The sequence below is a fragment of the Paenibacillus mangrovi genome (assembly GCF_022898935.1).
GTDB lineage: Bacteria > Bacillota > Bacilli > Paenibacillales > Paenibacillaceae > Paenibacillus_AQ > Paenibacillus_AQ mangrovi.
This window is the reverse complement of sequence record NZ_JALIRP010000002.1, coordinates 352,170-370,865: the sequence shown is the minus strand read 5'-3', so window position 1 is coordinate 370,865 and position 18,696 is coordinate 352,170. Positions and strand designations below refer to the sequence as shown.

Genomic DNA, 18,696 nt, shown 5'->3' with positions numbered 1-18,696 from the left:
TGTTGACTGTTGGAGTCGATTTGGCTGCTTGTACAGATCCTGATGATTAATCTGGTTCTGAGCGGAGACAACGCCGTGGTCATTGCGCTGGCAAGCAAAAACCTGCCGCCGAAACAGCGTAAGCAGGCTGTGTGGTGGGGAGCCTTTGGGGCGGTTGTTCTCAGATGCATATTGACGTTTGTGGCCGTTCTGCTTCTGAAAATACCTTTTGTGCAAGCGGTGGGGGCAATCATGTTGTTCTGGATTGCTTTCAAGTTGCTAGCGGACGATAAGGACGATGTCAGGATGGATGGATCAGCTTCCATCTGGAAAGCCGTGAGGAGTATCTTAGCCGCTGATTTTATTATGAGCCTGGATAATGTGCTGGCGCTTGCCGGAGTAGCTAATGGAGATTTGGCGCTTATTGGGATTGGAATTGCCATCAGCATTCCAATTGTCGTGTTTGGCAGCAACCTGATTGTCAATCTGCTTCACCGCTACCCTCTGCTGGTCTATTTAGGCGCAGGCATTCTTGGCTACACGGCTGGTGAAATGCTGCTTCAGGATTCCAGAATAGGCAAATTCCTGTCCTCCATCCAGCCTGAGATACATAGCCTGATTCCTGTGCTGCTGACCGTACTGGTCATTGCGGCCGGTGGCTTCAAGAAACTCTCGCTACGGCGTTCATAATCATGTCATAACTGCCGGTAAAAACCGGCTTTTTTGGCGTTTATGGGATGGAAAAAAATTCCGCGACGAATATGGTTTTTTCATTCTTTTTCAGATAAACTAAAGATGAAAACATGTCGTATCCTGCTGGAGCAGACGTGTACGGTATAGAGGAAAAGAGGGTGGGGAAAAATGTCCTCCAAGAACGATGTAAGGCTGGGTCTGTTTATCGTTGTAGCAGGTGTTGTGATTTTACTGGGGAAATTGGGTGTGTTTGGATTTCTGGGGCGTATATTATGGCCGATTGCCATATTGGCGGTCGGACTGCTGATTCATTGGATGTTTTTTAGCAAACGGGCACGTGCATACGTGCTCATACCCGGAGGCGTTCTGGTTGTTTACGGCGTGATGCTTGAGATTTGCAACCTATTCGGTTGGGGACTGATGTCGTATTTGTGGCCCGTATTTTTGCTCGGAATTGCGGTAGGGGTGTACGAATACCATTTGTTTTCGTCGCCTAAGCCGGAAGGCGTGCTACTGATTGCGTTATTTCTTGGATTAGTATCGATTATCCTTCTTTTCTTCACGCTGATGCATACCGGTGCCATCTATGTGCTGGCCATCCTGCTAATCGCACTTGGGATTTGGTTTATTTCTGGTAAAGGAAGACCGAAAGGGAGAAAATGGAATGGCGGCTGGTAACGATCGACTATTCTATTTTCTGTAAAAATGCTTGTCTTTTTCTGAAAATTCACTATAATGTAAGGGATATGTTGAAGCGTCGTCGGCAACCGCCCGGCGCTTCTTTTGGTGAAAGATACTGAATTGATTTGAAAGGGAAAGGATCTGGATAAAACCCATGCATTCAAGAGATAAAATTCGCAACATTGCGATTATTGCCCACGTTGACCACGGCAAAACAACACTGGTAGACCAGCTTCTGCAGCAATCAGGCATTTTCGGGAAACATGAGCATTTGCAGGAGCGGGCCATGGACTCCAACGACCTGGAGCGTGAACGCGGAATTACCATTTTGGCCAAAAATACGGCCATTACGTATAAAGATTACTTGATCAATATTTTGGATACACCGGGACACGCCGACTTTGGCGGTGAAGTGGAACGGATCATGAAAATGGTTGACGGCGTACTGCTGGTCGTAGACGCATATGAAGGCTGCATGCCTCAGACCAAATTCGTACTCCGCAAAGCCCTTGAGCAAAACCTCACCCCGATTGTTGTCGTTAACAAAATCGACCGTCCTGCAGCACGTGCTGCGGAAGTCATTGATGAAGTACTGGATCTGTTTATTGAACTCGAAGCTAATGATGATCAGCTCAACTTCCCGGTTGTTTATGCATCCGCTTTGAACGGAACATCAAGCCTTGATCCCGAGAAGCAAGATGACAACATGCTTGCACTGTATGAAACCATTACAGAGCATATTCCTCATCCTACTGAGAAAGTAGATGAACCTCTGCAATTCCTCGTTACATTGATGGATTACAACGAATACTTGGGTCGTATTGCGATCGGACGAGTCAACCGCGGTGTGATCAAACAGGGACAATCGGTTACAGTCATTATGCGCGATGGAAAAAGCAAAACAGCTCGTATTGAGAAGTTGTTTGGCTTCCAAGGTTTGAAGCGCATTGAGATGGAAGAAGCCGGTGCAGGTGATATCGTCGCTATTGCGGGCATCAAAGACATCAATATTGGTGAAACGATTGCTGATCCACAAAACCCTGAAGCACTTCCAGTTCTTAAAATTGATGAGCCAACACTGCAAATGACGTTCCTTGTTAACAACAGCCCTTTCGCAGGTCGTGAAGGCAAATGGGTAACATCCCGTAAGCTGCGTGAGCGCTTGATGAAAGAACTTGAAACAGACGTGAGCTTGCGTGTGGATGAGACGGACAGCCCTGACGCGTTCATCGTTTCCGGACGTGGTGAGCTTCATTTGGGTATTTTGATTGAGAATATGCGTCGTGAAGGTTATGAACTCCAGGTATCAAAACCTGAGGTTATCGTACGTGAAGTGGATGGAAAGAAAATGGAGCCGATTGAACGTCTCCTGATCGATATTCCAGAAGAAAGTATGGGTTCCGTTATGGAAAGTCTCGGAACACGTAAAGCTGAAATGGTCAACATGGTGAATTCCGGTAATGGTCAGGTACGTCTGGAGTTCCTGATTCCAGCTCGCGGTTTGATTGGATACCGTACGTACTTCCTGACACTGACTCGCGGCTATGGCGTGATGAACCATGCATTCGACAGCTATGGACCACTTATTGGCGGCCAAGTTGGCGGACGTCACCAAGGTGTGCTTGTTGCAAGTGAAGGCGGAACGAGTACAACTTATGGTATGATGGGTATAGAAGACCGCGGAACTCTGTTCATGGAACCGGGAACCGAAATTTACGAAGGTATGATCGTTGGCGAGCATACCCGCGATAACGACATTGTCGTGAATATCTGTAAAGAAAAGGCAGTAAACAACATTCGCTCTGCCAACAAGGAAGAAACGGTAAGAATGAAAACACCGATTATCTTCTCAATGGAACAGGCGCTTGAATATTTGAATGACGATGAACTTTGTGAAATCACGCCTAAATCGATTCGCCTTCGCAAGAAAATTCTGAACAAGAGCGAACGTGAACGCGCCGAGAAGCATCGCAAAATGGCTGAAGCCAATCTGTAATGAACGTACAGGCATGTTGACCTGATACCGAAAGGAGTGTACCGCACGTGCAAGCCTGGTTTGCAGCGCATCCGCTTGTGTCTTACATTATCATTTTCGTGTTGATTACGTATGTCTATAACAAGGTGTTCCGCGTCAAACAGAAGCTTCCTTTACTGAAAGAAGTACTGCTTTATATTTTTATGGCGATTGGTTCCGGCATGCTGCTTGTGTTTCAGCACGACAAGCTTCCGATCATCCAGTGTTTGCTCGTTGCGGTCGCTCTAATGTTTATGGTACGCGTCCGCTATTTTGTGGAGGCTAGGCAGAAGAAAAAGGCAGAGACAGCAGCAAAACGAGGATAAGCAGCCGTATGAATCCCGGCTCTCCTTTCGCAACTTTTTGACGATTGGCATCGTTTATAGAGAGAATAACTCAAAATAAATGAAAAAGGTGTTTGAGATGAGTTCAAGCAATTCCAATCTACCTCCACGATCTCAAAGTGGCAGCAAACAGAACAAACAACCGCCAAAGAAGAAAAAAAAGAAGAGCGGATTTAAGACGTTTCTGAAATTAGTACTGATTGTTATTATTTTGGCTGTGTTGGCCGTAGGTGGTTACGCTGGTTACCTCTACTACAAGGCTGAACACGGCATATTGAATACCGGCAATAATAATCCGGTTCCGCCTGAGAAGTCAGCCAAGGTTAAGCCAGTGACCATGCTTCTGCTCGGTACGGACTACCGTCCTCAAACAGGCACACATTTGACCGATGTGATTATGGTAACGGCGTTTAATCCGGATACCCAATCGGTAACAGTCGTTTCGCTTCCGCGTGATACGAAGATTGAGCTAAAAGGCTACAAGTCCAATAAAGCTAACGCTTATTATCCGATTTTCCTCTCGGAAGAGAAAAAGACCGGCAAAAAGGCTGAGGATGAGATGAAGACCATGCTCAGCAAATATATGGATATTCCGATTGACTACGTAACGGTTATTAACTTTCAGGCCTTCCGTGATGCGGTTGACGCCCTTGGCGGTGTGGATGTCAATGTAGACATGAACATGTGTTACAAAGACACAGCTGACGGAACGGACATCAACCTGAAGAAGGGTCAGCAGACGCTCAATGGCAATGATGCGCTGGATTATGTGCGTTACCGCAAATCCAACTGCCATCCCAAAACACAGGCTTCCGATGACTTTGACCGCAATCGCAGACAAAACGAAGTCCTGCATGCCATGATCGACAAAATGCAAACATTTAAAGGTGTGACGAGTCTGGGCGGCGTTCTGGACGCCATGAATAAAAACATGCAGACCGATATCGAAAATGAACAAATGAAGAATATGATTGCGACCTATTGGAAGATCAATAAGGAAAACGTCAAATTCATGCCGGTAACAGGTACATGGAAGAGCCCTTACGTCTATGTGGATAATGCCGAGCTGGATAAGGCGAAGCAGGCGCTGAAGGATGAGATTGCCGGCAAAGGACAGCCGGCAGCGACCGATGGCGCAGCACAAGCAAATCCTTAAACTTGGGTGCAATATTTGTGAAGCCACCTAATATAATAGAGTACACTGGAACCTGTACAGGAGGTCGGGAAGATGTCCGAAGCAGTTGCACCATGCACTCAGTCGTTATATTTCCAATTGAATGCAGCTGCCGACCTGCCGGTTCTTGAGCAGGACGCATATCCATGCGTCCTGCTGCTGTATGACAAAAAGCCTAGTGAGAAACTCACTAGGCTTTTTGTTCATTCTATGCGGAAAGTGTTGAAATATGGTGAAAAGAGGCTGTTTGAATCAGTGCCCAGAGGTTGGTGGAGCCGGTGGAACATTTTTGGGTGCGACATCCTTAGGAAGCTGAGGAACGATTCGCCCGACGATGTCGGCGAGCTCGGATGCAAAGCCGGATACCGGCTCGCCTTTTTGAATATGCTGTCCGATTTCAGCGATTCTGTTCGACAAATCCATATCAGCGGTCACATAAGCGTTCTTGCCTCGCGGATCTTTACGCAGTGCCTCTGCTACGGAATACTTGATGTTTCCAACGCGGGAACGGCTAAGATTGCCATCAACGTCGAGCCCAACGACTGCAGAATTGCCAAACACGACGGCATGAGCGCTATTGACTCCGGCCACTCTCTCGGCCAACGCTTCGAGATGTTCTTTCTCGGACAAATCTGCCGGGTTCTGCGTAGCGTAGACGGTTGGTTTTCCTGCCGATTTTAACGATACCGAGTTGTAAACGGAGGAAGCAACCGAAGGTCCCTGAATACTCTGAGGAGAGGGTGATGCATTTTTATTCTGAGCATTGTTACAACCGCTGATAACAGCCAGTGACAGCACGACAAGCATGAGCATTCTCATATGTGATCGTCCTTTCCAGGTCATAGATTCTAATGGCGTATTGTAATTTAGGATGTCCATGATGGAACAATTTATGTGTTCAATATGAGTTAGTGGAGGGAGAAGGTATGAGAAAAATTTTTGTACTGGATACCAATGTGCTTCTTCATGACCCTGGAGCGATTTATGCTTTTGATGAGCATGAGGTCATTATTCCTGCCGTGGTGTTGGAGGAAATTGACTCCAAGAAACGCAATGCCGATGAAATTGGGCGCAATGCGCGAACGGTATCACGTGTGCTCGATCAATTGAGGGAAAAGGGACACCTGCACAGCGGGGTAGCACTCCATAATGGCGGAAGTCTGAAGGTTGAGCTGAATCATCGAAGTTTTCTCAAGGTTCAGGAGATGTTCGGAGAGATTTCTAATGACAACCGTATACTCGCCGTGGCCTTGAATTATCATATGGAAGAAGCGGATAAAGAGAAGCCAGCTCAAGTGGTGCTCGTTAGCAAGGACGTTTTGGTTCGGATTAAAGCGGATGTGCTTGGACTGAATACGCAGGATTATTTGTCAGACCGGACGGCAGGTCTTAATGAGTTGTATACGGGCAATCTGAAGCTGAAGGTTCATCCATCCATTATAGATGAGTTTTATTCCTACCGATTTCTGTCGGTTAAACCTCTTCAGTTGTCCTTTCCGCTGAATCCACATGAGTTTGTCATTTTGAAGGATGAAATGGGCAGTCAGAAGTCAGCACTGCTCAAAGTAAATACAGAGGCGACCAAGCTTGAGCCGCTGTATTTGAGCAATGATGCCGTATGGGGGATTTGCGCACGGAATGCCCAGCAGCGTATGGCGCTGGAGTTGTTATTAAACGATGATATACCTTTGGTGACGATTACAGGCAAGGCGGGTACAGGCAAGACATTGCTCGCTCTCGCGGCAGGACTTCTCAAAGTGGAGGATGAACATAAGTACAAAAAGCTGCTGATCGCAAGACCCGTGGTGCCTATGGGCAAGGATATCGGGTATCTGCCTGGAGAAAAAGAAGAGAAGCTCCGTCCATGGATGCAGCCGATCTACGATAATCTCGAGTTTTTGTTCGATACCAAAAAATCAGGAGACATCGATAAAATCCTTATGGGGCTCGGCAGCATACAGGTTGAAGCATTGACGTATATACGCGGCAGATCGATCCCCGGGCAGTTCATTATTGTGGATGAAGCGCAGAATCTGTCCCGTCATGAGGTGAAGACGATCGTTTCCCGGGTTGGTGAAGGCAGTAAAATCATTTTGATGGGCGATCCGGAGCAAATCGACCATCCCTATCTGGATGCATCAAGCAACGGCCTGACGTATATCGTGGAGAAATTCAAGCAGGAAGGGATCAGTGGGCATATTACACTGGAGAAAGGTGAGCGCTCTAAGCTGGCACAGCTGGCTGCCGATCTGCTCTAGATTTTTCCTATATTGACTAGAGTCCTGGATACTTCTGCTCAGCCCGGCATGAGGTTCAGGACTCTTGTCCATGATATCGACAAGAATCAAGTTAACATTTTCCAATAAAAAGTAGGACAAGCGTCCTATCCTTTTGATAAAATAATGAGTATGGAATGAAGCCATTGCCAGAGGAGGTCAGAGACTTGAAGCGGAAAAAATATTGGTTCTTGTTTGCTATTCTACTGCTGTCATTAACCAGCCTGTCCCAAGGTCAGAATTTAACTCTGAACAAAAGCAGCAGCGAAGAAAGAAAAACAATGTCCTTAAATCCGCAGCCCTCCTCACCACAGGATCCGATTGATCACCCCATTCGGGTTGTGACACATTTAAATGAATCCAATTACAAGGAACTCCTGAGCATGAATGATTCATTCATGAATAAAACCGGCACTCAGGTTCAAATCACCAATATTCCTGATGCCGATGCTTACCGCCAGCTGACTGAAGCACTTGAAGTAGGGGAAGGTCCGGATGTGATGCTTGTTAACAGCCCCTGGATAAAGTCCCTAGCTGTAGGCGGGTATATATTGCCGGTAGAATCCTATCAAAAGAGTACTAACGGAAGCGATGCGATCAGCTCGATCCTTCAATTGCTGGAATGGAACGGATACCAGTGGGGAATACCACTCGATATGGATCCTTATGTGCTTGTTTGGCAAGAGCATGCTTTGCAGACGATGGGAATTCCGGATATTCCGCAAGCGGGAAAGGCCTGGAAGGACCTCATGGCGAAGCAGGAGAGCAGAAAAGATAAGAAGCTGATTGCTGTACCCGCAGGCGATGCCTATGCTTTTGCCACTCTTATGGGCGTTATGGGTATTAATCCGGCCAATCCTTCGAATGAAGGGCTGGAATCCTTAAGCAAACTGCGGGCAGAACTGCAATTTATTGAATCCGTTAATGTCCAAGATGCGTGGACAAGTTTGAAGGAAGATGAACTCGTTATGCTGACTGTCCCAGCTTCGGCAGCGATGAAGGAAAATAGCAAAAGCGGCATGCTTGAGCTTCGTTTACCGGAACAGCTTTACGTCGAGAATCCTTTTTTGCTCCGGGGAAGATCCTTTGCCGTTTCCGCCCAAACGCAGCATCCGGAGAAGGCTGCAGAGTGGATTGCCTATATGACTTCAAACCATTCCCAGCAGCTTTGGTCGGATGCAACAGGCTGTCTTCCAGTTTTGAAGGAAATGTATGAGGGGGGCCAATTTCAATTCGTGCAGCCTCCAGTTCATCTCGATCAGCTGCTGAAGCCGGCGGAGGAAAAAACGGTGGACAGCCCGCTAGAGGCCAAGTGGGAAACCTTCTCGAAGACTGCAAAGATTTTCCTGAACGGAAAGAGTACCGAACAGGAGTATAGGGAGGCCATGGATGGCCACCCTAAAGAGAAAACATCAAATGAATAATGAATAGAATTATTTCATGGACAGCTTCAGCGTGACACGAAGGATTTTGTCGGTACTGGTCACTTCTGTGGCTTTAACAAAGGATACGATCTGCTCGGGATAAAAGCCCAGATCAAACTCATTTTCAAGCTGGCGGCAGGTTGTGTCCGGAAGTTCCAGACCATTGAACACAAGCTTGTCGACATGGAACAGAATTGAATTTTCAGGTTGGTTTTCGATGCTGTAATGTCCTTCAACTTGCAGACTTAGATTGCCGCTCTCACCGGCAGCTACAACTTTATTATCGCTGAAATGGAAAGCGAAATTGTTGAATAGCTCATTTTTGCTCTTCAGAAAATCGTTTAGGTCATCTTCTTGAATTTTGATGGAATACGTGGTGCCGTTCGTCCGGATGGCTCCTTTTTTGTTTTGAATAAATTCAGGAAGGTCATCCATCGCTGAGGCGAGGGCTGAAAAGTAACGTTTCACCTCATACATGCCCACGTTATCCCAATAGGATGTAAATTCCTTAATCAGTTTTTTCATGGCTTCAGGGTCGCTGCTGCCTGCTATGCTAGTATCCAGCTCCTTTTGCAGAGCCACTACCCTTTCTCTTTGCTTCACAAGATTATCTTTGATCTCGGTTAGCTTAGCATAAGAGCTTTCCATTCTCTGCTGTGTATCTTTAATGCTTTTATATTGGGACTGGTAAGCATCGAGTACCGTCTTGTCCTGATCCATAATCAATTCATAATAGCTGTAAATTTCCAGAAGGTTGCTTAAGTTTTGAGCTGAAAAGAGTATGGCAAATAGATTGTCCCGCTCTCCCATGTAATAGGAACGAATGACAGCCCCGGCACGCTCCTGGCGAATTTTGATCTGCTCTTGCTTCTCTTCAAGCTGAACCTGAAGCTTGTCTATTTCCGTTTGCGTTTCATCCTGCTGACGGGAGATTCGTTCGATTTCATGATCGATTTCTACGATAGAAAGGCTTTTTTGCAGCATTTGCTGCTGGTCAGCGTCTTCCGGTTTGACGGGATCGGCAAGAAGGTTATGCTGAGAATGAAGCATCGAGAGGAGCAGAAGCGGCACAAGCAGATATATCAGGCGCACATGTTTTTTGGCGGCCTTCATAGTTCTTCCTCCCCTCCAAATAAATCTTGGGCAAGGATTGATTCAATCCTCATGTAAATATATGCTTGTTTATAAAAAATATCATCCCTCTCTTATGAAGCCTAGGGGGATTTAATCAACGAAAAAAGACGCTCCGGCAACTGACGGATCGTCCTTTTTTGTAACTCTTCAAGTCCATCTGATCGGTAACTACAGCGGTAGACCCATTTTAAAGACTGTCCAGTAACTGAAACCGGAAAAAGTCACGATCATATAGCCCCAGAAGAGAAGAATGTAGGTTTTTTCCGTAAATTTCAGGTAGCCCAAAATTCCGAAAAATGCTGTCTGTAAGAAGAACAACAGAGCCATTTCCACCATGTTCCCGGCAAAAGCCATCAAACCGATAGCCAGTGTAAAGAAGCCCAGTACTCGAAACATGCGTGCCACGTAATATCCCCCTCTCCTTATGTACGGTCGCTTTACTACAGAACATTATAACGTTTTCACCAAATTGTGTAAACGAAAAGTGTTGAACAATTGTGAATTTTTTGAAAGTAGATGTATTTATTGTGATCATTCTAATTGAAAGTATTCAGGCAAGAGAGGTTTATTTACGCAGTAAGTAGTATGAGCTCTTTAAAATTTGGCAATACAATTTAGTATCAAATAGATTCTATGAACTCTATGAGAAGCATAGAAATGAAATAAGCAGCTGTTATACCTCATTCAAGCCCGGCAGGAAAGGAGGGTTTGGAGACGGTTATTTTAGGATGTTGTTAGGAGGGTTTTGTTGCATGACAGCAGTTAGACAGGATGCATGGAGTTTAGAGGATGATCTTATTTTAGCGGAGGTAACCTTAAGACATATCCGCGAAGGAAGCACGCAGCTTGCAGCGTTCGAGGAAGTGGGCGAAAAAATCGGCAGGACGTCCGCAGCCTGCGGTTTCCGCTGGAACAGCTGTGTCCGCAAAAAGTATGAGGAAGCCATCGGTCTGGCGAAAACGCAGCGGCAGAAGAGAAGCTATTACAAAAAACAGCCAGCAAATCCGCTGCAGGTGGCAGGTCTGGGATTGAATGATGCGGAGGCTGGATATTTTAAGGTAGATAGCGCAACCGAAGAATCACTGTCGATTGATGCGGTCATACGTTTTTTGCGGCAATGGAAAGGGAATCTACAGGAAAACGGTCGCCAGTTGAAAATGCTGGAGAAGGAGCTTCGCGAGAAGGAAGAGGAACTTGCTTCTTTGAGAAGAGTGAATGAGCAGCTGACTAAGGAAGTCAGTGAAGTCCAAACGGATTATCGGGTTGTCAATGACGATTACAAAGCGCTGATCCAAATCATGGATCGTGCCAGAAGGCTTGCTTTTTTAACGGAAGAAGAGGAAGAATTGAAAACTCGGTTTAAAATGGATGCAAACGGCAATCTTGAACGCATTGAATAGAAGACGCCTAGCATCATAAGCCATAACCCGAACACCCGTCCGGATGAGCGAAAGCTACAGCGCGCCGAACGGGTTTTTCCGTGTTCATCAGACATTTTTTCGTATTCGGGCATGAATATGCTATATAATATTTTTAGAATGGCAAGCACAGACAAAAGACAGGTGAAAACGATGATTATTGATTTGATTGGCGGCGGCTCGCTCGGCCTTTTATATGGAGGAAAACTCGCGGCTGCAGGTGTGAAGGTGCGTTTGTGGTGCAGAAGCGCTGAGCAGGTAGAGCAGCTGCAAATGAAAGGAATATTGATTCAAAATACATATGGTGCTGCAGAAGCATTGGCGAAGCCAGAAGCTTTCACCGCAGGAGTGATTGAGGAATTTGCGTCTTACTGGAAACAAGAGCCCGGTCAATGGATTTTCCTGATGACTAAGCAAAAGGATACCGAAGCCGTATGCCAGATGTCCGCAGGACTTCTTGAACAGGACAAGCTTGCGCAAGACCGTCGCCCTGGAGTGGTTGGCTTTCAAAATGGCTATGGGCACATGGAACGGATCGAAAGGATCCTTCCAGGCTGGCCGTTATATGCAGCTGTCACGACAGAAGGAGCGAAACGGACCGCACTTCACGAAGTATTGCATGCAGGCATGGGTACGACATGGATTGGGGTTACAGAACAGAGTAATATTGGAAGAGAAATTGCAGTAAATCCCGATCATTTGGTCAAAATGCTGCAAAAAGCAGGATTTTCGGCTGTTTTATCGAATGACATCGATAGCAGAATATACCGGAAGCTGTTAATCAATGCCGTCATCAACCCGCTCACTGCGCTGTGGGATATATCGAACGGGGAACTGCTTGCCTCTGACAAACGAATGCAGATGATGAGGATGCTGCTCGATGAGGCATTAGTTGTCTATGAAGCTTGCGGCATTTCTTGTGATGAAGACATATGGGAGCAGATTGTAGAGGTGTGTGCTGCAACTGCCGGAAATACGTCGTCCATGCGAAAGGATGTGCAGGATGGGGCGGCTACAGAGGTAGATTGGATTAACGGCAGCATTGTGGCACTAGCCGGGAAGGCGGGAATTCGCGCGGCAGCCCATGAAATGGTGACCGGTATCATCAAAGGCTTGACGATAAGAGAGGAGTGAATCATTTGGATTTCTTGAAAAATTCATTTATCTTCCTAAGCATCCTGCCATTTTTTCCCTTTTTGGTCGTATATTTTATCCATTATTGGTGGAAACATAACAAGAAAGCAGCACTGAAACTTGCCATGGATGTTACCACGCTGTTTCTGATCATTTCGGTTTCAGCATTATTTAATCTAACTTTTGATTCGAGGTTTGGATTTTACTTGATTTTGCTGCTTCTGCTTATCGCGATCGGCCTGATCGGAAGCGCACAAAATCGTCTCAGAGGTAGTATAGATATCCAGAAAATAGCAAAATTAATTTGGAGAATGTCATTTGTCATCATGAGCTTCAGTTACCTACTTTTTACATTTATTGGTTTGATTAAATACATATTCATAACAATGTCTTAATTATTTATACATCATACATATCAGAAAGAGTAAACAGAGTTTGGTTTGTGTCGGGTTTTTTAATGATTTTAGGTGTAGATTTTTTTAACCACTGGTTGTATAATCATTAAAACCGTATATCTAAATAACCTTAGGGGGATTACAGCATGAGAAAGAGGAAATCACTATTAACCCTACTAACGATGCTGCTTGTAGTGGGAACCGTTCTTGCGGGCTGCGGCTCCAAGTCGGATGGAGGCAACGGCTCGAAACAAAACACTGCCGCTGCCAAAGATCAAGTACTTCACATTAACCTCAGCGCTGAACCGCCAACATTTGACCCGGCGCTAGCGCAAGACAGTCAGGCTCATACGGTATTGAACATGATGTATGAAGGTCTGGTCCGCTTGGATGAAAACAGTCAACCAGTTCCTGGTGTTGCAGAAAAATGGGATATTTCTTCTGATGGACTGAAGTATGTTTTCCACCTCCGCAAAGATGCAAAATGGAGCAATGGTGATCCTGTAACGGCGAAAGATTTCGTCTTTGCATGGCAACGGGTTCTTGACCCGAATACAGTGCCAGCCCCACCTTACGCGTACCAATTATATTACATTAAAGGTGCCGAAGATTATAACACCAAAAAAACCACGGATTTCTCTCAAGTGGGCGTCAAAGCAACGGATGACTACACACTTGAAGTAACACTGAATAATCCGACTCCATATTTCTTGGGTCTGACTTCGTTCTACACGTTCTATCCGGTTCACCAATCCGTGAAGGACAATCCAAAATGGGCTGCTGATCCTAAAACCATGATCACAAACGGACCATTCACGATGACAACCTGGACAACAGGCCAAAAAATTGAAGTCGACAAAAATCCAAACTATTGGGATAACAAAGACATCAAGTTGAACAAAATTTCAATGTCTCTGTCCAACAGTGGCGCTACCGAGCTGTCCAGCTACAGAAGCGGACAATTGGATTACGCAGGTATGCCTAACGGTGAGATTCCTACCGACCAAATACCAGCCATTAAGAAAGAAATGCCGGACGAGCTTACAATGAACCCAGTCGGCAGCATTTACTACTATCAATTTAACACAACTGCCAAGCCGTTTGATAACGCAAAAATCCGTAAAGCTTTTGCAATGTCTATTAACCGCCAAGAGATTGTCGACAAGGTAACACAAGGTGGAGAACGACCTGCATTTGGAATGGTGCCACCAGGAATCGCTGGTGCCAAAGATGAATTCCGTACCGAGCACAAGGACGATTACTTCCAAGAAAACGTGGATGAAGCGAAAAAACTGCTTCAAGAAGGTATGAAGGAAGAAGGATACACGACTCTTCCACCAGTCAAATTGATCTACAACTCCAGTGAGAAGCATAAGAAAATTGCTCTGGCTGTAGCGGATATGTGGAAGAAAAACCTGGGCGTTGACGTGCAAACGGAAAATCAGGAATGGGGAGTGTTCCTCAAAAACCGTAAGAGCCTGAACTACCAAATCGCACGTGCAGGCTGGAACCCAGACTACAACGATCCGATGACTTTCTTTGATCTTTGGACTTCGAAGAGCGGCAATAACGACGTAGGTTTCAAAAACAAAGAGTACGATGCTCTTGTTAATGATGCTTTTACTTCCGCTGACAACAACAAGCGGATGGATGATTTCGCGAAGGCCGAAACCCTTTTGGTCAAGGATCAACAAGTTTTGATGCCGATTTACTATTACACCAGCGTGTCACTGCAAAAACCAAACCTGAAAGGTGTAGTTAAAGATTACGCAGGTGGAGTTGACTTTACACGCGCTTACTTCGAGTAATTCGTAAGTGTAGATTTGGATAAGTAAATTCGGGATATATATGTGGGTATTCCATATATATCCCGTTTTTTTTGCATCCTATAATCTTGTGGTAGAAATTTCTTTAATTAGTAATAAATAGATTGGACAAAACTACCCATTATTCCTTAAAATCAAAATATGTCGAATAATGTAGATAATTATTAGCGGGGAGGGTAATCGGGCATGGTTCGTTATGTAGCCAACAAGTTATTTTACATGCTGGTATCATTATTTATTTTGATATCGGCCACATTCTTTCTGATGAAAGTCATACCTGGGGATCCTTTTATGTCCGAGAAAAGTGTTCCGCCTGAAATACAAGCCCGTCTTATGGAGCAGTATGGACTCGATAAACCGATATATCAGCAGTATTTCAAATATCTGGGTGATATTGCCACTGGCGATTTCGGTATATCGATGAAACATCAAGACCAGGAAGTATCGGATATTATTAAAGAAACCTTTTCAGCTTCGCTGAAGCTCGGATTGTGTGCGATCGTGGTTTCGGTCATTGTCGGTATATTCCTAGGGATGCTCGCAGCCCTTTATCACCGGAAGCTGATCGATAACGTGGCGATGGTCCTTGCCGTTCTGGGAATTGCAGTTCCAAGCTTCGTACTCGCTTCTCTGATTCAGTTTATCTTCGCTGAGAAGCTCGGATGGTTTCATGTTATGGGCTTTGATAGCCCTCTGGATTATGTTCTTCCTGTCGCGGCGCTGTCTGCCCAGCCGATTGCCTTTATCGCGCGTCTGACGCGCTCCAGCATGCTTGAAGTGCTACATGCAGATTACATCAAGACGGCTAAAGCAAAAGGTCTGAACTGGTTTACGATTATGTACAGACACGTTATCCGCAACGGCATTTTACCTGTTGTCACCTATATTGGCCCAATGACAGCAAATATCATTACCGGTTCTGTCGTTATCGAACAGATCTTTGGTATCGGCGGAATAGGTAAAGTGTTCGTTGATTGTATCACGAACCGTGACTACACCATGATTATGGGTGTAACTATTTTCTATGGTGTCCTGCTTATGTCTGCACGATTTATAACAGATATTGTTTACATGCTGGTTGATCCGCGTATTAAATTAACCGGCGGGAAGGAGGGCTAACGATGGCAGTTAATGAAACAACTTTGACTAGCGCCAATGTAGAGCTGACGCCCGAAGACTTCCGCAAAATAGGCGTAGATGAAAAAGAGGCTGAAGTCATTCAGCGTGAAAGTATTTCGGCTTGGAAAGACGCTTGGCAGCGGCTGCGCAAAAACAAGCTTGCCATGGCTAGTCTGGTCGTACTTTTAATTATCGTTCTGATGGCAATTTTCGGACCTATGATGTCCAAGTACAACTACTATTCCAATGATTTGCTCAACTCGAACCAGCCGCCTTCCAAAGAACACTGGTTCGGCACGGATGACCTGGGACGCGATATGTTCGTACGTACCTGGATGGGTGCTCGAATCTCACTAGTCGTCGGCTTGGCCGCGGCGCTTATTGACCTTATGATCGGTGTAATCTACGGCGGTATCATGGGCTTCTTTGGTGGACGCGTGGATGCTATCATGAATAAATTTTCAGAGATCTTATACTCCATTCCTTATATGCTGGTAACGATTCTGCTGCTCGTAGTATTTAAACCAAGTGTAGGCACAATCATACTCGCGCTGACGATTACCGGTTGGATTAACATGTCATGGATTGTTCGCGGCGAAATTATGCAGCTCAAAAACAGGGAGTATGTACTCGCTTCCCGTTCCATGGGTGCCGGCTCCGGTCGTTTGCTGTTCCGGCATTTGCTTCCGAATGCAGTAGGTCCGATCATCGTTACGCTGACATTGTCTGTGCCAAACGCAATTTTCGCTGAAGCCTTCCTGAGCTTCCTGGGTCTTGGTGTACAAGCTCCGGTTGCATCTCTTGGTTCGATGATCAATGATGCGCTGACCGGCTGGATGTATTATCCTTGGCGGATGCTCTTCCCGGCTATTCTAATCAGCTTGACAATGCTTGCATTTAATATTTTCGGCGATGGCCTTCGCGATGCACTTGATCCGAAATTGAAATAACAGGAGGTGAGATCATGGAACCGATTTTACAAGTAAAAGACCTGCAAGTATCCTTTAAAGTAAAAGGTGGAGAAGTTAAAGCTGTACGCGGCATGAACTTCGAAATAGGTAAAGGGGAAACGGTTGCGATTGTAGGTGAATCCGGCAGTGGTAAGAGTGTTACCGCGCAAACGATTATGCGCCTCATTCCATCGCCACCTTCTCAAATCAAAAGCGGTGAAATTATTTTTCAGGGTCAGGATATCCTGAAGAAATCAAATAAAGAGATGGAGCATATCCGCGGTAAAGATATCGGCATGATCTTCCAGGATCCAATGACTTCCCTCAACCCTACGATTAAAGTAGGCAGACAAATTACGGAAGTACTGATGAAGCACCAGAAGATGTCGAAGACTGAAGCGAAAGAGCGTGGCATCGAGATGCTGAAGCTCGTCGGCATTAAAAACGCTGAAGAACGCTTCGGACAATACCCGCATGAATTTTCCGGCGGTATGCGCCAGCGGGTTATGATTGCGATCGCTTTGGCATGTAACCCGGCCCTGCTGATTGCGGATGAACCGACGACAGCGCTGGACGTGACGATCCAGGCGCAGATTATGGACGTCATGAAGGATATGCAGAAAAAGTTCGGTACCTCGATTATCCTGATTACGCATGACCTCGGTGTTGTCGCTGGCATGTGTGACCGCGTCATCGTCATGTATGCGGGTGAAGTGGTGGAGACCGGAACGAAATGGGAGATCTTCAAAAATCCACAGCATCCTTACACCAAGGGTCTGCTTCGTTCCATGCCGCGTCTGGACCAGAAGAAGAATGAGCCGCTCATTCCGATCATTGGTACACCACCGGATCTGATTAAGCCGCCGCTCGGCTGTGCATTCTGTGCACGTTGCAATGAGGCGATGAAAGTTTGCGAACGCATCAATCCAGGCACCACGGAATTCAGCGACACCCATATGGCCCGCTGCTGGAGCCTGCATGAGATGGCGAAGGAGGTTCATTCGTCATGAAAGAGAACCGTTTGATTGAAGTTGAAGGTCTGAAAAAATACTTTAACGTAGGCGGAGGCAAAATTGTCAAAGCCGTCGACGATATCAATTTTTACATTCGCGAAGGCGAGACACTGGGCATGGTTGGTGAATCCGGCTGTGGTAAATCTACCGCAGGCCGTACCATTCTCCGTCTGTACGAGCCTACGGCAGGTAGTGTCCGCTTTAACGGAACCGATATTTACAAGCTCTCCCCCAAGAAAATGAAGGCTATGCGCCGCGATATGCAGATGATCTTCCAGGATCCGTATGCATCGCTCAATCCGCGGTTTACCGTTTCCGATATCATCGGTGAGGCGTTGGATATTCATAATCTTGCGGGAAGCCGCAAGGAACGCAAGAAACGGATTGAAGAGCTGCTGGATATGGTTGGTTTGAATCCCGATCATGCCACACGTTATCCGCATGAGTTTTCCGGTGGTCAACGTCAGCGTATCGGTATTGCGCGTGCGCTTGCGGTCAATCCTAAATTCATTATTTGTGACGAACCGATTTCCGCGCTTGACGTGTCCATTCAGGCTCAGGTGGTTAACCTGCTGAAAGAACTGCAGGATCGTCTCGGACTGACTTATCTGTTTATTGCTCATGACCTGTCCATGGTCAAGCATATCAGTGACCGCGTAGCTGTCATGTACCTCGGTAAAATGGTAGAGCTCGCGGAAAGTGAAGAGCTTTATGCCAATCCGATCCATCCGTACACCAAGACATTGCTTTCAGCAATCCCAATTCCGGATCCGGAAATTGAGGAGAACAAAAAGCGGATCATCATGAATGATGACCTGTCTGGTCCGATTCATTCGGCTAAAGATGGAAAAGGATTGGTGCAGGAAGACACAAGACTGGTCGAAGTTTCGAAAGGTCATTGGGTTGCTGCCCCATACGCATAAGCCTGAAAAGGTGACCGCCGGTTTATCCGGCGGTTTTTTTCGTTTAGGCATGGCATACTGATACGTGAAGCGTTATAATAATTAAACTGTAACTGATTTTGAAGCATTTGAGAGCTGGTATAGCTTTTCCCCCTGTGTTGCTTTGACGGCAAAGTCATCTTTAGTTACAATCAAGGAAGATTTCGAAGTGGGAATGATG

The 18,696-nt window shown here is 46.0% G+C and carries 18 protein-coding genes; 15 read left to right on the top strand and 3 right to left on the bottom strand.

The genetic code is table 11. The features are described from left to right. The first annotated feature begins 9 nt into the window (after positions 1 to 9). From MUG84_RS06490 to MUG84_RS06470, 5 genes are all read left to right on the top strand, one after another. The gene (locus MUG84_RS06490) at positions 10 to 669 is read left to right on the top strand and encodes a TerC family protein (RefSeq protein ID WP_244722066.1); all 660 of its coding nucleotides are present in this window, start codon (positions 10 to 12) and stop codon (positions 667 to 669) included. Positions 670 to 840: 171 nt separating this feature from the next. Then, positions 841 to 1,350 carry a hypothetical protein gene (locus MUG84_RS06485; protein ID WP_244722063.1) on the top strand — a complete coding sequence of 170 codons (510 nt, stop codon included), beginning with the start codon at positions 841 to 843 and terminating at the stop codon, positions 1,348 to 1,350. Positions 1,351 to 1,507: 157 nt separating this feature from the next. Beyond that, positions 1,508 to 3,349 (top strand): translational GTPase TypA, encoded by a 1,842-nt coding sequence (gene typA, locus MUG84_RS06480; protein WP_244722061.1) that lies wholly within the window; start codon positions 1,508 to 1,510, stop codon positions 3,347 to 3,349. A 47-nt stretch (positions 3,350 to 3,396) separates the two neighbouring features. Further along, positions 3,397 to 3,693 carry a YlaH-like family protein gene (locus MUG84_RS06475; RefSeq protein WP_244722059.1) on the top strand — a complete coding sequence of 99 codons (297 nt, stop codon included), beginning with the start codon at positions 3,397 to 3,399 and terminating at the stop codon, positions 3,691 to 3,693. A 97-nt stretch (positions 3,694 to 3,790) separates the two neighbouring features. After that, positions 3,791 to 4,867, top strand: coding sequence for an LCP family protein (locus MUG84_RS06470; protein ID WP_244722057.1), 1,077 nt, complete (start codon positions 3,791 to 3,793; stop codon positions 4,865 to 4,867). Between the two features lie 270 nt (positions 4,868 to 5,137). On the opposite strand, the gene MUG84_RS06465 is transcribed toward MUG84_RS06470, so the two are convergent. Next, positions 5,138 to 5,704 (bottom strand): YhcN/YlaJ family sporulation lipoprotein, encoded by a 567-nt coding sequence (locus tag MUG84_RS06465; RefSeq protein WP_244722055.1) that lies wholly within the window; start codon positions 5,702 to 5,704, stop codon positions 5,138 to 5,140. A 107-nt stretch (positions 5,705 to 5,811) separates the two neighbouring features. Here MUG84_RS06465 and MUG84_RS06460 point away from each other — a divergent pair, with 107 nt between their 5' ends. Beyond that, on the top strand, positions 5,812 to 7,143 hold the full coding sequence (locus tag MUG84_RS06460) for a PhoH family protein (protein WP_244722053.1): 1,332 nt from the start codon (positions 5,812 to 5,814) through the stop codon (positions 7,141 to 7,143). Positions 7,144 to 7,328: 185 nt separating this feature from the next. Next, the gene (locus tag MUG84_RS06455; RefSeq protein ID WP_244722052.1) at positions 7,329 to 8,585 is read left to right on the top strand and encodes an extracellular solute-binding protein; all 1,257 of its coding nucleotides are present in this window, start codon (positions 7,329 to 7,331) and stop codon (positions 8,583 to 8,585) included. 9 nt (positions 8,586 to 8,594) lie between these two features. On the opposite strand, the gene MUG84_RS06450 is transcribed toward MUG84_RS06455, so the two are convergent. After that, complete coding sequence (locus MUG84_RS06450) at positions 8,595 to 9,698, bottom strand: coiled-coil domain-containing protein (protein ID WP_244722049.1); 1,104 nt, start codon at positions 9,696 to 9,698, stop codon at positions 8,595 to 8,597. Between the two features lie 189 nt (positions 9,699 to 9,887). Continuing rightward, positions 9,888 to 10,124 carry a DUF2626 family protein gene (locus tag MUG84_RS06445; RefSeq protein ID WP_244722046.1) on the bottom strand — a complete coding sequence of 79 codons (237 nt, stop codon included), beginning with the start codon at positions 10,122 to 10,124 and terminating at the stop codon, positions 9,888 to 9,890. A 347-nt stretch (positions 10,125 to 10,471) separates the two neighbouring features. Between MUG84_RS06445 and MUG84_RS06440 the strand changes: the two genes are divergently transcribed. The 8 genes from MUG84_RS06440 (at position 10,472) to MUG84_RS06405 (ending at position 18,497) form a co-directional block, all read left to right on the top strand. Further along, on the top strand, positions 10,472 to 11,119 hold the full coding sequence (locus tag MUG84_RS06440; protein ID WP_244722042.1) for an RsfA family transcriptional regulator: 648 nt from the start codon (positions 10,472 to 10,474) through the stop codon (positions 11,117 to 11,119). A 171-nt stretch (positions 11,120 to 11,290) separates the two neighbouring features. Beyond that, positions 11,291 to 12,271: a ketopantoate reductase family protein gene (locus tag MUG84_RS06435; protein ID WP_244722035.1), complete on the top strand. Its 981-nt coding sequence runs from the start codon at positions 11,291 to 11,293 to the stop codon at positions 12,269 to 12,271. Further along, entirely contained in the window at positions 12,268 to 12,666 is a 399-nt protein-coding gene (locus MUG84_RS06430) for a DUF3397 domain-containing protein (RefSeq protein ID WP_342346097.1), read from the top strand. Before MUG84_RS06435 ends, MUG84_RS06430 begins: the two co-directional genes overlap by 4 nt. Positions 12,667 to 12,812: 146 nt before the next feature. Next, positions 12,813 to 14,474: a peptide ABC transporter substrate-binding protein gene (locus MUG84_RS06425; protein WP_244722030.1), complete on the top strand. Its 1,662-nt coding sequence runs from the start codon at positions 12,813 to 12,815 to the stop codon at positions 14,472 to 14,474. 204 nt (positions 14,475 to 14,678) lie between these two features. After that, positions 14,679 to 15,611 (top strand): ABC transporter permease, encoded by a 933-nt coding sequence (locus MUG84_RS06420; RefSeq protein WP_244722027.1) that lies wholly within the window; start codon positions 14,679 to 14,681, stop codon positions 15,609 to 15,611. A 2-nt stretch (positions 15,612 to 15,613) separates the two neighbouring features. Then, positions 15,614 to 16,561, top strand: a complete 948-nt coding sequence (locus MUG84_RS06415; protein ID WP_244722024.1) for an ABC transporter permease — start codon at positions 15,614 to 15,616, stop codon at positions 16,559 to 16,561. A gap of 14 nt (positions 16,562 to 16,575) precedes the next feature. Next, positions 16,576 to 17,571, top strand: coding sequence for an ABC transporter ATP-binding protein (locus MUG84_RS06410; RefSeq protein ID WP_244722021.1), 996 nt, complete (start codon positions 16,576 to 16,578; stop codon positions 17,569 to 17,571). Further along, positions 17,568 to 18,497 (top strand): ABC transporter ATP-binding protein, encoded by a 930-nt coding sequence (locus MUG84_RS06405; RefSeq protein WP_244722018.1) that lies wholly within the window; start codon positions 17,568 to 17,570, stop codon positions 18,495 to 18,497. The genes MUG84_RS06410 and MUG84_RS06405 overlap by 4 nt, the downstream gene beginning before the upstream one ends. Positions 18,498 to 18,696: the final 199 nt, after the last annotated feature.

Coding starts and splice junctions, on each gene's coding strand:
- MUG84_RS06485 (WP_244722063.1), top strand. CDS start 841: ATGTCCTCCAAGAACGATGTAAGGCTGGGTCTGTTTATCGTTGTAGCA.
- typA (WP_244722061.1), top strand. CDS start 1,508: ATGCATTCAAGAGATAAAATTCGCAACATTGCGATTATTGCCCACGTT.
- MUG84_RS06470 (WP_244722057.1), top strand. CDS start 3,791: ATGAGTTCAAGCAATTCCAATCTACCTCCACGATCTCAAAGTGGCAGC.
- MUG84_RS06465 (WP_244722055.1), bottom strand. CDS start 5,704: ATGAGAATGCTCATGCTTGTCGTGCTGTCACTGGCTGTTATCAGCGGT.
- MUG84_RS06460 (WP_244722053.1), top strand. CDS start 5,812: ATGAGAAAAATTTTTGTACTGGATACCAATGTGCTTCTTCATGACCCT.
- MUG84_RS06450 (WP_244722049.1), bottom strand. CDS start 9,698: ATGAAGGCCGCCAAAAAACATGTGCGCCTGATATATCTGCTTGTGCCG.
- MUG84_RS06440 (WP_244722042.1), top strand. CDS start 10,472: ATGACAGCAGTTAGACAGGATGCATGGAGTTTAGAGGATGATCTTATT.
- MUG84_RS06435 (WP_244722035.1), top strand. CDS start 11,291: ATGATTATTGATTTGATTGGCGGCGGCTCGCTCGGCCTTTTATATGGA.
- MUG84_RS06425 (WP_244722030.1), top strand. CDS start 12,813: ATGAGAAAGAGGAAATCACTATTAACCCTACTAACGATGCTGCTTGTA.
- MUG84_RS06420 (WP_244722027.1), top strand. CDS start 14,679: ATGGTTCGTTATGTAGCCAACAAGTTATTTTACATGCTGGTATCATTA.
- MUG84_RS06415 (WP_244722024.1), top strand. CDS start 15,614: ATGGCAGTTAATGAAACAACTTTGACTAGCGCCAATGTAGAGCTGACG.
- MUG84_RS06410 (WP_244722021.1), top strand. CDS start 16,576: ATGGAACCGATTTTACAAGTAAAAGACCTGCAAGTATCCTTTAAAGTA.
- MUG84_RS06405 (WP_244722018.1), top strand. CDS start 17,568: ATGAAAGAGAACCGTTTGATTGAAGTTGAAGGTCTGAAAAAATACTTT.